The following is a 13,798-nucleotide window of genomic DNA, read 5'->3' as shown; positions in this document are numbered from 1 at the left end:
GGAAGCTGCACCGAGCGTGCTGCAGATGCATGCCGAGTGGGCTGTCTGTTGCTGTCCGCCAGGCGTTGTTCCAAGAGCGGGGCCTGCATTGGTCCCGCCCTGGCGGGCAGCAATGGCGGCACTCAGAACCGATAGGCCGCAGCCACACGCACCTCACGCCCGAAGCCCAGCGCGCAAAATTGCGCGCCGCCACGGAAGGTGTTGCATTGCGTGCGGTACTGCCTGTCGGTGAGGTTGCTGAGGTTGACCGAGAAGCGCCACGGGCCGGTGGTGTAGGCGGCCATGGCGTCCCACAGCGTGTAGGCGTCGTTCATGGGGGTCTTCACGCCGTCCATGGGCAGCTCGCCAGGCGTGGCGCTGATGTGGCGCAGGCCCAGGCCCAGCTCCAGGGCGCCGCGCTGGTACTTGCCCCACAGCGATGCGGCATGGCGCGGCGTGGCGCCGGGGCGCGCGCCGATCTCGATGGCGTTGTTGCTGCGCGTGACCCTGGAGTCGAGGTAGGTATAGGCCGCAATGGCCGAGAAGCCGCCGCCGATCTCGCCCTGGGCCTGCAGCTCCAGCCCCCGGTTGCGCACTTCGCCGGTCTGCACGTCGAAGCGAGGGTTGAGTGTGGATGGCGTGCGCACATTGCGCTTGCGCAGGTCGAACACGGCGGCGCCGAGCGTGTAGCCGGCCGATGGCGGCGCGTAGCGCAGGCCGGCCTCGAACTGGCGCGCGGTCTCGGGCTCGTAGGGCCTGCCGTTGGCGTCGGTGGCCGTGACCGTGGTCAGCGGTGGCTGGAAGGAGTTGTTGAAGGACACATAGGGAGCCAGGCCGCTGGGCGCCAGGTAGATCAGGCCCAGTCGCCCGGTGACTGCGCTGTCGGTGCGGCGCACGGTGGTGATGGCGAAGGGCGCGTTGGCTGCGGCGCGCGCGTCGTAGTCGGTGTCTATGCGTGCGCTGTCGCGGCGCAGGCCGGCGCTGAGCACCCAGCGCTCGCCGAACTTGATCTGGTCCTGCACGTACAGACCCACCTGATGCGTGCGGGCCAGCGCGCGGTCGCTGAGGTAGTTGTCATTCCAGTTCGGCGCGATGTGGATGGGGTTGACCAGGTCCAGCGGCGCCACGGCGCCGTTGAGCGAGTAGATGCGCCAGTCGAGCCTGGAGCGGTAGTAGTCGAAGCCCACGGCCCACTGGTGCGAGACGGCACCCGTCCGGTGGCGGCCTTCGATCTGCGTGTCCATGACCCAGGTCTGTTCGGCGTCGGGCCGCACCATGGCCAGGCGTGCCATGCCGCGCTGGTCGGCCGTCAGGCCCCGGTTGCGCATCTCGCGCCGGTCGTTGCGGCCGTCCAGGTAGCGCAGGTTGTTGCGCAGCGTGAGCTGGTCGTTCAGGCGGTGCTCCAGCAGCCAGCCCACGCTGGCATTGCGCTTGTGGTGGCCAGATCCCGGTCCGCTGACGTTGATGTCCGTGGCCGACCAGCCCGCAGGCGTCTGGCGGTAGTAGGGGATGACGAAGCCGGTTTCGTCCTCCTGGTACTGCGCCAGCAGGGTGAGGCTGGTGCGCTCGCCCAGCAGCGTGAAGGAGGGGGCGATGTAGCTGCGATCGGCGCGCAGGCCATTCCACTGCGTGCCCGATTCGCGCTTGAGCACGGTCAGCCGGGCCAGTGCCGTGCCCTGTTCATTGATGGCGCCACCGATGTCGGCCGTGAGCTGGCGCCGGTCGTGGCTGCCGAATTCCACGCCCACTTCGCGCTGCATGCCGGCGCGCGGGCGCTTGGTGACGGCATTGATCAGGCCCCCGGGCGCGGACTGGCCGTACAGCACCGAGGCCGGGCCGTGCACGACTTCCAGCCGCTCCAGCCCATATGGCTCCAGGTTGGTCATGAAGCCGTTGTGGACCATGCGCATGCCGTCGCGGTACAGGCCCGTGCCGGTCAGATAGAAACCGCGCACGGCCACGTCGTCATCGGTGACGCCGTAGTCCATGGGACGTACGCCCGCGCTGTAGCGCACGGCCTCGGCCACGCTGGAGATGGCCTGGTCGCGGATCTGGGCCTCGCCGATGATGCTGACCTGCTGCGGCGTCTCCAGCAGCGGCACATCCATCTTCATGGCCGAGGCGCTGCGGCGTGGCGCGTAGCCGGGCACGGCGCCCCAGGCGCTTTCATGCTCGGCATCGGCCAGCACGTTCACGGTAGGCAGTGCATGCTCGGCCGCGGCCCCGGGCCGCGCACGGTGCACGGCCCAGCCGCCTTCGGCCGTGCGCGTGGCCTGCAGCTGGTGCGGGGCGAGCAGGGCGGCAAGCCCTTCGTGCACGCCGCGCATGCCGCTCAGCGCCGCCGACTGTCGGCCCTGGACCAGGGCTGGATCGAACGAGAGGGTGATGCCTGCCTGGCGCGCAAGGCTGTGCAGGCTGGTCTCCAGATCACCGGCCGGCAGGTCGAACCGGATGGACCTGGCATCCGGGGCGGAGCTCGGGCTCTGGGCCAGAGCGGTCGCTGGCAGGCCCAGCGTGATCAACAGGCCCAGCGCCAAGGCCTGCGTGGCCAGGGCCGTGGGGCGTGTGCAGGAGGGCGGATGGGCAGCGTGGCGGGTACTGGGCAGGCTGGGCATGGAGGCAGTCCTTGAGAAGCGGCAAAGGAAAAAGCGATGTCTTTGCTCCTATGCCGAACGGGCGGTGTGAAACCCGTAATGACTGCCTGAAAAAATTCCGGATCAGGCTTTGACCAGGCGCATGGCGCTGTGGGCACCGCTGGCCGCACCTTGTCCGCGCTCCACACGCACAGGCAGCGTGCGGGCAATGGCGGCCAGCGCACGACCCGCCGGATCCGGCCCGTCCAGCTGGAATACGCCTGAAACATGCAGGGCAGCCACGTCGTCGGCGCATTCCATGGGAATGCCGGTCTGGCGTGACAGCTCGGTCACGAAGGCGTCCAGGCGCATGCGGCGGGCGACAAGCACGCCGTCGGTCCATGCGTCGGGCACCAGGCCTTCGTCGGGCAGGCGAACAGGGCGGTGCTGGCCGGCGTGCAGCACATGGGTTTCGCCGGAGGTGGCGACGATGGCGTCCAGGGGGCCTGGCGCAGTGCCGTCCAGCGCCCTGACATGGATGGCCACGCGGCCTTCGGTGACGTACAGGCGCGTGGCCGTGTCCGGGTGTTTTTCGTGGCGCACCCCGAAGCTGGTGCCCAGGGCCTCGAAGCGGGCCAGCGGCGTTTCCACCCAGAAGGAGCGTCGGCCCGCGAGGGAGCTCGGGTCGCTGCCGGTGTCGATGAAGATCTCGCCGCGTGCCAGGCGGACCACGCGGCGCAGCAAGGTGAAATCCACCTGCACCAGCGTGTCCGGTGCCAGGTGCAGGCGGCTGCCTTCGGCCAGCAGGGTGCTGCGGCGCTCACCGATGGCCGTGCCCAGCGCGATCTGCTCGCGCGGTGCAGCCCAACGCCATGCCATGGATCCCAGCAGCAGGGCAGCGGGGCCCAGGAACAGCAGCCGCTGCAGGCTTGCGCGCCGGCCTCGCGCCGGACCTGGACCAGTGGACCGCAGGACGCCGTGGGCCAGTCCCGCCTGGCCGGCGGGCAGGGCGAACTGGGCCTCCACAGCCTGGACCTGTTGCCAGGCCTGTTCGTGCGCGGCGTGGCTGCTGCGCCATGCCTGGCAGGCGGCGCGGTCGGCATCGGTGGCCGTGCCGGAGGCCAGCCGCACTGCCCAGGCAATGGCCTGTTCCAGCGCCTGGGGGGCCTGGTCTGCGCTCACGCCGTCAGTTCCTTGCGCAGGGCAAGGCAGTGGCGTATGGCGGCGGCCATGTATTTCTCGACGGAGCTCAGGCACACGCCCAGCTGCAGGGCGATTTCCGGGTAGCTCAGGCCTTCCAGGCGAGAGAGCAGAAAGGCGCTGCGGGCCTTGGGCGGCAGGCCGGCCAGCAGGTTGTCCATGCGCACCAGGGATTCGATCAGCAGATGGCGCTCCTCGGCCGAGGGCGCCAGCGGCTCGGGCAGGCTGGCGATGGCGTCCAGGCAGGCGCGCTCCAGCGCGGCGCGGCGGGTGTGGTCCACGACCAGGCCGTGGGCGATGGTGGTGAGCCAGGCGCGCGGCTCGCGCACGCCATGCAGGGACTGGGGCTTGCCCAGCACGCGAACGAAGGTGTCCTGGGCCAGGTCGGCCGCATCGCAGGGATTGCCCAGCCTGCGCCTGAGCCAGCCCACCAGCCAGCCGTGGTGGTCGCTGTAGAGCAGGGCGATGTCTGGGTGCGAAGGCGCGGCGGCCATGGGGCGGGTTCCTGGGAATGCGGATTTGATAATGATTCGCATTCTATTTGAGCAAGGGCTGCAGCCTGCCCGCAACTGGCCCGCCGCGCAATGCGTTGCATGTATCCAACGCGATCCGGCCATGCGGGGCTGCGCACCTTCGGGTTTGAGCTAGGACAAGATCGGCCACGTCCGCCCCTGATGCAATACAGCTACGGGATTTGCCCCGGGCTACTCCAAGACTCTCCATCATGAAAAGAACTCTGCTCGCCGTTGCTGCCGTTTGCGCCCTGTCGTCGGGTGCCGCGTTTGCGCAGCAGGCCGAAGGCCCCTGGATGGTGCGCGTGCGCGCCGTGAATCTGGACAGCGCCAACAAGGACAGCACGGGTCTGGGTCTGTCGATCAACAACAAGTGGATGCCCGAACTGGACGTGTCCTACTTCTTCACGCCCAACATCGCGGCCGAGCTGGTGCTGACCTACCCGCAAAAGCACGACCTGCGTGCCAACGGCCTGGGCCAGATCGGCAGCCTCAAGCACCTGCCGCCCACGCTGCTGGCGCAATACCACTTCACCAATTTCGGCGCCTTCAAGCCCTACGTCGGCGCCGGTGTGAACTACACCCGCTTTTCGAGCGTGAGCTTCAACCCTGCCGTGCAGGCCGCGCTGAACCCCTCGATCAAGAAGAACAGTTTCGGCGGCGCGCTGCAGATCGGTTTCGACTACGCGCTGGACAAGAACTGGTCGCTGAATTTCGACGTGAAGAAGGTCTTCATTGAAACGGACGTGAGCTCCGCCGGCACCAAGGTGGGCACCTTCAAGGTGAACCCGGTGCTGGTCGGTGTGGGACTGGGCTATCGCTTCTGATCTCCTGATCATGAGTGAGGCACGCGCTGCTTCATCCGGCAGCGCGTAGTGAGGCAAGGATGGGTACTTGGTCCGGTATGCCGTTCGCGGCATACCGGATTTTTTTCGTCCGAACCGGCGCTTTCGCCTGCTGCGAACATGCTGCGGCGCACTACCGGACAGGTCACGAAAAAATCACGCGCGGGGGAAACTGTCCTACCCGCATGCCATGGGCAGGCGCCTAGGCTGGTGCCTCGGCCTGCCGGTGCGAGTCTTGCGAGGCTCGCTTGCCGTTTGCAGGCGTCAGTCACCATTGGCTGTCCGCCCCTTGGCGACCGCGCCCTGCTGCAAGCCGGGATGCGGCATTCACCATGCTGCGGCGGGCGGCGCACAACGCGAGGCCCCCACCATGCTGTCTGCCCACGACTCGACCGTGTCTTCCTCTGCCCTGGCATCGCGCGCCCAGCGCGTGCCGCTGCCTTTGCCTTCGGCGCCGCGTGCGCCCGCCCAGGGCAGCAGGCGCGAGGTGGCCCCGGAATGGGCGGACCACGCACTGCGCGCGACCCGCGCCGAACTGCAGCACGGGCTGATGCAGCCCCAGGCCCAGGTCTCTCCCAAATACCTCTACGACGCGCGCGGCTGCGACCTGTTTGAGCAGATCACGCGGCTGCCCGAGTACTACCCCACGCGCACCGAGGCCGCCATCCTGGCCGACTCTGGCGCCGCCATGGCCGAGGCCCTGCGCGGCAGCGAGGTGCTGATCGAGTTGGGCGCCGGCAATTGCGAGAAGGTGCGCGCCCTGTGCCGCAGCCTGCGGCCACGGCATTTCGTGGGCGTGGACATTGCGGGCGCATTCCTGCGCCAGTCCGTGCGGCGGCTGGCCGAGGAATTTCCGCAGCTGCAGGCCCATGCCGTCACGGCCGACATCACCGAGCCGCTGACCCTGCCGCCCCATATCCCGCAGGCCGGGCGGCTGCTGTTCTATCCGGGTTCGTCCATCGGCAATTTCGACCCGGTACAGGCCCAGCGCATGCTGGGCCAGATGCGTGCCATGGTCAACGACGACGGCGGCCTGCTGATCGGCATAGACCTGCCCAAGTCCACGCAATGGCTGGAGCCCGCCTATGACGATGCACAGGGCGTGACGGCGCGCTTCAACCTGAACCTGCTCAGCCACGTCAACAGCCTTCTGGGCAGCGACTTCAACCCGGACGACTGGGAGCATGTGGCCTTCTTCAACGCCGAGCATTCGCGCATTGAGATGCACCTGCGCGCGCGCCGCCCACTGATCGTGGGCTGGCCGCAGGGGCTGCGGCATTTCTCGGCCGGCGAGACCATCCACACCGAAAACAGCTACAAGTACCCGCTGCCCGAATTCCTGGGCATGCTGGCCTGCGCGGGCTTCGGGCCCTGCCAGGTCTGGACGGATGAGCGCCAGTGGTTTGCCGTGATCCATGCCCATGCGTGAAATGCCCGCCGTCTTCCGCTGGGTGCAGCGCTACGAGGCCGTGCGCCAGAGCACCGTGCTGCTGGCCGCGCCCCTGTCGGCCGAGGATGCCTGCGTGCAGTCCATGCCAGACGCCAGCCCGGCCAAATGGCATCTGGCGCATACGACCTGGTTCTTCGAGACCTTTGTGCTGGCCGAGCACGCGCCCGGCGTGCCGCCCTTCGATGCCGACTTTCGCGTGCTGTTCAACTCCTACTACCAGCAGGTGGGCGAGCGGCATCCGCGTGCCCAGCGCGGGCTGCTGACGCGCCCCTCGCTGGCGCGGGTGCTGGCCTACCGCGAGGCCGTGGACCAGCGCATGCTGCAGATGTTCGAGGACTGGGGCACGCAGCCGCCTGCACGGCTGGCCGCGCTGCTGGAACTGGGCCTGCAGCATGAGCAGCAACACCAGGAACTGCTGCTGACCGACATCAAGCACCTGCTGTCCTGCCACCCGCTGTGGCCTGCGTACCGGGCGCAGGAAGAGGGCGTGCCTGCGCCGCAAGAGCCCGATGGATTGCCCCCGCCGCTGCAGTGGCTGACCGTGCCGCGCGGCATGCATGCCGTGGGCCATGCGGGCGAGGGCTTTGCCTTCGACAACGAGCGCCCGCGCCACGAGGTGTTCCTGCAGGGCTGCGAGATGGCGCAGCGGCCCGTGAGCAATGCCGAGTTCCTGCGCTTCGTCAAGGATGGCGGCTATGCCCAGCCGCAGTGGTGGCTGGCCGAAGGCTGGGACTGGCGCTGCGCGCAGCAGCTGGAGCACCCGTGGTACTGGCGGCGCCAGGCCGGCGGCGTGATGGACGGCATGTGGCAGGAATTCAGCCTGCATGGCGCGCTGGCGCTGGACGGGCGCAGGCCCGTCTGCCACCTCTCTTACTTCGAGGCCGATGCCTATGCGCGCTGGGCCGGCGCGCGCCTGCCCACCGAGGCGGAATGGGAGGCGGCCCTTGCCGCGCAGATGGCGCAGCGCCCCCAGCACGGCGAGCCGCCCGGCCCCGTGCACCCGCGCGCCATGCAGCCCGGCAGCCATGCGCTGGGCGAGGTCTGGGAGTGGACCCAGTCGGCCTACACCGCCTACCCGGGCTTTGTGGTGGCCGAGGGCGCGGTGGGTGAATACAACGGCAAGTTCATGGTCAACCAGTACGTGCTGCGTGGCGGCTCCTGCCTCACGCCGCCCGGCCATGCGCGCGCCAGCTACCGCAATTTCTTCCCCACCCAGGCGCGCTGGCAGATGACCGGCCTGCGGCTGGCAAGGGACCTGGCCTGAGCCTGCCCGTGCCGCGTTGCCTGGCATTGCATCGCGCGCCAGCGCATGCAGTAGCATCGTCGGCCTCAATGATCCGAGGGAGTTCCATGTTGTTGCGTTCGCTTGTTCTTGCCATGCCGCTGTCCCTGGTCCTTGCCGGCTGCGCCACTGCGCCGCCCCAGGCACCGGCGCCCAGCCAGCCACAGGACCAGCCCCGGCCCGAGGTGCCTGCCAAGGCCCCGGCCGATGCGCCGCACGCCGAACCCGAGGTCGCCAACCTCACGCCCCTGCCCAGCCTGCTGCTGATCGGCGAAGACGCTGCCGGCCGCTACTACTCCATGGTGGCCAAGGCCACGTTCACCATCGAGGCCGATGGCCGCCTGAGCCTGGCCGATCAGGGCGGCGGCCACGGCGGCGAGCCCGTGGCCCCCCATGCCGACATGCAGGACCAGAGCATGTCCACCGAATGCAAGCCCTATGGCGCCGTGGCCAACCAGCGCACCACCTGGTTCCCGTACACGGGCGTGTTCGTGCGCGGCGGCACGCTGGTTGGCGCCAGGGCCGATGGTGCGGACGTGGCCGCCAAGGCGCTCACCGAGCATGAAGGTGCCCAGATGCTCTACACCGGCAAGGATGCCGACGCCACCGAGTACTACTACGCGCCCTGCGTGGGTGCGCAGCGTGTATCCACGGGCTGGCGGCTGGACCGCTACCTGCCCGACGGTGGCCAACTGCGCGTGCGTGCCGATGGGCGCGGCGGCAAGGGCCAGACACTGGAGCTGAAGATTCCCAAGCCCTTTGCGCCCTTCGTGCTGGTGCGCTACCAGTCGGGCGCCATGATTCCCGTGCCCATGCGCGCCGTGCTGGCCACGGTGGACCTGGCCGAGCGCCGCGTGGTGATGCAGTACCAGGGCACCTATGCCGTGGAGCCTGCCATCCGCAAGATGGAGCTGCGCCTCATCGTGCCCGGCAGCCGCCCCTCCGAAGGCGAGACCGCCGCGCGCCACGCCGAACGCACCCAGGCCCAGTTGCGCGACCTGGCCCGCTGCGCCCCGCCCAAGGGCCATGCCATCGAGCCCTGCGCCAACCCGCAGCGCACGCCCGATCCGCTGATCTTCTACTCCTCGCAGCAAGTGCGGGAGCGCGCCAAGCGGCGCTGACAGGCCAGGTCCTGCCTGCAAGGGCCGGGCCGCCGCGCAGTCCGGCCAGCCCTTGCGCGGGAATCAGACCTTGGCCAGCGCCTGCTCCAGGTCGGCCAGCAGGTCGCTGATGTGCTCGATGCCCACGGACAGGCGCACCATGCCTTCGGTCACGCCGGCCTTGGCAAGCTCCTCGGCGTCCAGCTGGCGGTGCGTGGTCGATGCCGGGTGCGTGGCCAGGGACTTTGCGTCGCCGATGTTGACCAGGCGCGTGAACAGCTGCAGCGCATCCAGGAAGCGCGCACCGGCGGCGCGCGTGTCGCTGTCGCCGCTGCCGTTCTTGAGGCTGAACGAGAGGATGCCCGAGGCGCGGCCACCCAGCTGCTTCTTCACCAGGGCGTGGTCGGGATGGTCCTGCAGGCCGGCGTAGCGCACCCATTCGATCTTGGGATGCTTTTGCAGCGTCTCGGCGATCTTCTGGGTGTTCTCGCAGATGCGGTCCATGCGCAGGGCCAGCGTCTCGATGCCCTGCAGGATGAGGAAGGCGTTGTGCGGCGACAGGGCGGCGCCGGTATTGCGCAGCGGCACCACGCGCACGCGGCCGATGTAGGCGGCCTCGCCCAGGGCCTCGGTGTAGACCACGCCGTGGTAGCTGACATCGGGCTCGTTCAGGCGCTTGAAGCGTGTCTTGTGCTCGGCCCAGGGGAACTTGCCGCTGTCCACGACGGCGCCGCCCACGCTGTTGCCGTGGCCGCCCAGGTACTTGGTCAGCGAGTGCACGACGATGTCGGCTCCGTGCTCGATGGGGCGCAGCAGATAGGGGCTGGGCACCGTGTTGTCCACGATCAGCGGCACGCCATGGGCGTGGGCCACGTCGGCCAGGGCGCGGATGTCGGTGACGTTGCCCAGCGGGTTGCCGATGGACTCGATGAAGATGGCCTTGGTCTTCTCATCGATGTGCTGGGCAAAGCTGGCCGGGTCGCGCGGATCGGCAAAGCGCACCGTGATGCCCTGCTGCGGGAAGGTGTGGGCGAACAGGTTGTAGGTGCCGCCGTAGAGCGTGCTGGCCGAGACGATGTTGTCGCCGGCCTCGGCAATCGCCTGGATGGCATAGGTGATGGCGGCCATGCCCGAGGCCACGGCCACGGCGGCAATGCCGCCTTCCAGCGCCGCGACGCGCTTTTCCAGCACGTCGGTGGTGGGGTTCATGATGCGCGTGTAGATGTTGCCGGCCACCTTGAGGTCGAACAGGTCGGCGCCATGCTGGGCACTGTCGAAGGCGTAGGCCACGGTCTGGTAGATGGGCACGGCGGCCGACTTGGTGGTGGGGTCGGGCGAGTAGCCGGCGTGGACGGCCAGGGTTTCGATGCGCATGGAAGATTGCCTTTCTGGTGACGGCTTACGCAAGAAGGGCACGGGCGGGCCATTTGCCATGGGGAGCGGCGCGTTCCCGCATCCTGTTTGCGTAAGTCCTGAGGTTTTACTAGCGGAGGACGGTTGGCATTGTGGCGTGCCGGCCTCCGGTGCCCAACGATGCGTTGGTTACGAACATATACGCCGCAGCCCGGTTGCTCCTCTGCCACGCGCAGATATGCCCAGCCTGACATTGCCAGAACCGTGAGTGAATGTGTATTTTTGTTAACGACGTGTTGTAACGTGACCTGATCGCTAGACTCCATCAGGGAGTTGATGGTGACGTTGACAGCAAGACATCTTCTGGCGCTGGCGGTGCCCCTGTGCACCTTGCTGCTGGCCGGCTGTTTCTATGTCTGCTGGCGGCATCTGCGTGCCCGGCGCGAGTTGCGCAGCATGTCCTTCGCCTTCACCGGCTTCAGCCTGGCGCTGCTGCTGCAGATCCTGGAGCGGCCTGCGGCCGTTCCCGTCAATGCATTGACGACGGCCGCGCTGCAACTGTGCGCGGCCTGGTTCATCACCGAGGCCATGGCCATACGCCAGGGCGTGCGCCCCGATGCACCGCTGGCGGCCGGCTTTGGCGGCGCGGTGCTGGTGGTGCTGGGCTACTACGCCTGGGCCGTGCCCGATGCCCAGGCGCGCCAGCATGTGCTCAATTTCGGCCTGGGCCTGCAACTGGCCCTGCCGCTGTGGCGGCTGCCACGCAGGCATCCCTGCACAGGCTGGGACCGGCTGCTGCTGTGGGTGTTCGTGGTCTTTGCGCTGAGCTTTTTCGTCCGCACGCTGTGGGTGACGCCGCGTGCTGCTTCGGTATCGGCCAGCGCAGCCGGCGAATGGCTGGGCATTTCTTCCTCGTGGATGGCGCTGCAGCTGAGCCTGCTGGTGTTCGGCCTGCTGTTTGCCATGCTCTTCCTGGCCGCAGCGGTGCGCGACACCGTGCAGGAGCTGCACGAGGAACGCGACCGCGATCCGCTGACCGGGCTGCTGAACCGGCGCGCCTTCAAGGAGGCCGTGCAGCGCCGGCTGGCCGAGCAGCCGCAGCTGTCGGCCGCCGTACTGGTGTGCGACCTGGACCATTTCAAGCGGGTCAACGACGGCTGGGGTCATGCGGCGGGCGACGAGGTGCTGCAGCGCTTTGCGCGCCTGCTGCTGCGCAGCACGCGCCAGCAGGACCTGGTTGCACGCTTTGGCGGGGAGGAGTTCGTGGCCCTGCTGCCGCACGCCGACCCGCTGGCCGCGCAATGGATCACCCGGCGCATCCAGACCCAGCTGCGCCTGATGGGCTTCAGCGCGCTGCCCGACGACATACGCATCACGGCCAGCTTTGGCGTGGCCTGGATGGCCCAGGGCCAGACGCTGGAGCAGGCGCTGGCGCGTGCCGACGCCATGCTCTACGAGGCCAAGCGCGCAGGCCGCGACCGGGTGCGGCTGGTGCCGCAAGAGGAAGAGGCCTAGCCGGGGCTTGGCTTGCCCGGCGTGACCGGCGCCTGCAGCAGCCGTGGGGTGCGGGACGGGCGTGGCGATGAGCGCGGGGCGCTGGACTCGCGCGGTGCATGTGGATCGTTCGGCTTGTGCGGCTCGTGCGACACATGCGGCTCATGCGACACATGCTGCTCGTGCGACACATGCGGCTCGCGCGGTGCGTCCTGCTCGCGTGGCGCGTGGGCCCTGCGTGGTCCCCGCGGGCCGCTGGAGCTGCCGGGGCCGCGGGGTTCAAGCGCAGGCTTGGCGGGCCTTGCGGGGCGTTCGGCCACGGCCGGCTGGCGCTGTTCCCAGGCGGGCAGGGCGGCATGCACCACGGCGGCGCCGTGGGCGTCGTTGGCCGCGTAGTGGCGCTGGGCCAGGCTCAACTGCGGTGCAGCCCAGTTGGAGATGGAGATCTTCTTGGACTTGTGGAAGTTCTGCCCCAGCACCAGGGCCACGGCCGCGCGCACGCCTACCGAGCTGGCATAGCCGTGGCGCTTGAACACGCGGTCCAGGTCGATCACGTTGTGCAGCGCAACGCCCAGGCGCGCAGGCAGCGCGCTGCGGTCATGGTCCAGGCCGAAACCGGCCTTGCAGATGGACTCGCTGGCCAGCACGTCGGCCGCAAGCGCGCGTGCCTGCGCATGGTGCAGCTGCAGCAGCCAGGCCTGGTCGCAGGTGGCCAACTGCACCACATGGGGACCGGTGTCGGTCTGGTGGGCGTGGAACAGCGGCTTGCTCTCGGTATCGAAACCGAGCACGGGCGCCGCCATCAGTGCGGCGCGTGCGGCCGCGAATTCGGCGTCGGTAGCGGGCACGTGGATGCAGCGCTCGGGCAGGGCGGCAAAAGGCGGCAGCAGGCGGCTGTCATCCTTGCTGGGAGCGTGCAGGCGGGGCATGGGAAAAGAGGGGGAAGCCGAGGCAAGCCGTCAAGTATGCCTGCACTTGCATGCCCCTCAGGCACCGGGTTTTTATCCCCGGTGCGTGTGGACGGAGTTGTGGAAAACTCCGGGTGTAACTTGCCGAATCCGCGCCCTGCAAGGCTTTCCACGGAATGCCTAAAAAATCAGCGCAGTGGCGAAAGGGCGTCGAATAAGGGTATTTGCGGATGGCTGCGCCGGACCCCGATGCAGGGTCCGGCGGCTGTTTCAAAAGGTGTCTAAAGGCCTTGATCGTTGAATACCGGCACCCGCTTTTCCAGGCCGGCGCGCACGGCCTCGGCCTGGTTGGAGCTGCCCAGCAGGGCCTGCTGCTCCTGCGCCTCGGCCAGCAGGATGTCTGCGGAAGAAGCGGTTTCGCTGAGCTGCATCAGGCGCTTGGACGCGCGTATGGCGTGCGGGCTGCTGGCCGCGATCTGGCGGGCCAGGTGGCGCGCTTCCTCCAGCGGCGCAGCGCTCACGCGCGTGGCCAGGCCCAGGGCCACGGCCTCGGGGCCGGGCACGATGCGGCCGGTGTAGACCAGTTCGCGCAGCACATCGCCGCGCACCAGCGGCGCGGCCAGCGCGCAGCCGGCCATGTCGGGCACCAGTCCCCACTTGATTTCCATGATGGACAGCCGCGCATCATCGGCCACCAGGCGGATGTCCGCGCCCAGGGCCAGCTGCAGGCCGCCGCCGTAGGCCACGCCGTGCACGGCGGCGATCACGGGCACGGGCAGTTCGCGCCAGCCCCAGCAGATCTGCTGGAAGCGGTTGGCCATGCCGTGCGTGCGCGCGGCCAGGTCCGTCATGTCCGCCGTCTGCTGGCCGTCGGCAATGCCGGCCATGCTGCCCATGTCCAGGCCCGCGCAGAAGGCGCGTCCTTCGCCATGCAGCACCACGGCGCGCAACCCGGGCGTGTCCCGCAGCCGCGCCAATGCGTCGATCAGGGCGTCGAACATGGCGGGGTCCAGCGCATTCATCTTGTCGGGCCGGGCCAGGGTCACCTCGGCCACGCCGTGGTCCACCGATATGCGCACGCGTTCTTGGCTCATGGCTTGTC

11 protein-coding genes are annotated in these 13,798 nt (G+C 68.7%); 5 read left to right on the top strand and 6 right to left on the bottom strand.

The features are described 5' to 3' along the window. Positions 1-122: 122 nt before the first annotated feature. The 3 genes from ACM14_RS15295 to ACM14_RS15285 all read right to left on the bottom strand — a co-directional run bounded on the left by ACM14_RS15295 (position 123) and on the right by ACM14_RS15285 (position 4,246). Positions 123-2,594 (bottom strand): TonB-dependent siderophore receptor, encoded by a 2,472-nt coding sequence (locus ACM14_RS15295; RefSeq protein WP_065346614.1) that lies wholly within the window; start codon positions 2,592-2,594, stop codon positions 123-125. Between the two features lie 102 nt (positions 2,595-2,696). Beyond that, the gene (locus ACM14_RS15290) at positions 2,697-3,734 is read right to left on the bottom strand and encodes a DUF4880 domain-containing protein (RefSeq protein ID WP_065346613.1); all 1,038 of its coding nucleotides are present in this window, start codon (positions 3,732-3,734) and stop codon (positions 2,697-2,699) included. After that, positions 3,731-4,246: a sigma-70 family RNA polymerase sigma factor gene (locus ACM14_RS15285; protein ID WP_065346612.1), complete on the bottom strand. Its 516-nt coding sequence runs from the start codon at positions 4,244-4,246 to the stop codon at positions 3,731-3,733. The genes ACM14_RS15290 and ACM14_RS15285 overlap by 4 nt, the downstream gene beginning before the upstream one ends. A 230-nt stretch (positions 4,247-4,476) precedes the next feature. Here ACM14_RS15285 and ACM14_RS15280 point away from each other — a divergent pair, with 230 nt between their 5' ends. From ACM14_RS15280 to ACM14_RS15265, 4 genes are all read left to right on the top strand, one after another. Next, positions 4,477-5,091, top strand: a complete 615-nt coding sequence (locus ACM14_RS15280; protein WP_013801530.1) for an OmpW family protein — start codon at positions 4,477-4,479, stop codon at positions 5,089-5,091. A 388-nt stretch (positions 5,092-5,479) separates the two neighbouring features. After that, entirely contained in the window at positions 5,480-6,538 is a 1,059-nt protein-coding gene (egtD, locus tag ACM14_RS15275; protein WP_065346611.1) for an L-histidine N(alpha)-methyltransferase, read from the top strand. After that, positions 6,525-7,823, top strand: a complete 1,299-nt coding sequence (gene egtB / locus ACM14_RS15270; RefSeq protein WP_013801532.1) for an ergothioneine biosynthesis protein EgtB — start codon at positions 6,525-6,527, stop codon at positions 7,821-7,823. The genes egtD and egtB overlap by 14 nt, the downstream gene beginning before the upstream one ends. 86 nt (positions 7,824-7,909) lie before the next feature. Continuing rightward, positions 7,910-8,962: a hypothetical protein gene (locus tag ACM14_RS15265; protein ID WP_065346610.1), complete on the top strand. Its 1,053-nt coding sequence runs from the start codon at positions 7,910-7,912 to the stop codon at positions 8,960-8,962. A gap of 63 nt (positions 8,963-9,025) precedes the next feature. Here the strand turns inward: ACM14_RS15265 and ACM14_RS15260 are convergent, their stop codons facing one another. Next, positions 9,026-10,315, bottom strand: a complete 1,290-nt coding sequence (locus tag ACM14_RS15260) for an O-acetylhomoserine aminocarboxypropyltransferase/cysteine synthase family protein (protein ID WP_034395982.1) — start codon at positions 10,313-10,315, stop codon at positions 9,026-9,028. A 315-nt stretch (positions 10,316-10,630) separates the two neighbouring features. On the opposite strand from ACM14_RS15260, the gene ACM14_RS15255 reads away from it, so the two are divergent. Then, a complete protein-coding gene (locus ACM14_RS15255; protein WP_013801535.1) occupies positions 10,631-11,809 on the top strand; it encodes a GGDEF domain-containing protein in 1,179 nt (392 codons plus the stop codon). Here the strand turns inward: ACM14_RS15255 and ACM14_RS15250 are convergent. Both ACM14_RS15250 and ACM14_RS15245 read right to left on the bottom strand, forming a co-directional pair. Next, complete coding sequence (locus ACM14_RS15250; RefSeq protein ID WP_065346609.1) at positions 11,806-12,717, bottom strand: 3'-5' exonuclease; 912 nt, start codon at positions 12,715-12,717, stop codon at positions 11,806-11,808. The two genes, ACM14_RS15255 and ACM14_RS15250, sit on opposite strands and share 4 nt — an antisense overlap. Positions 12,718-12,977: 260 nt before the next feature. Next, positions 12,978-13,790 carry a crotonase/enoyl-CoA hydratase family protein gene (locus ACM14_RS15245; protein ID WP_065346608.1) on the bottom strand — a complete coding sequence of 271 codons (813 nt, stop codon included), beginning with the start codon at positions 13,788-13,790 and terminating at the stop codon, positions 12,978-12,980. Positions 13,791-13,798: the final 8 nt, after the last annotated feature.

It is taken from the genome of Delftia sp. JD2 (assembly GCF_001682645.1).
Lineage (GTDB): Bacteria > Pseudomonadota > Gammaproteobacteria > Burkholderiales > Burkholderiaceae_C > Comamonas > Comamonas acidovorans.
This window is presented reverse-complemented; position numbering and strand designations above follow the sequence as displayed.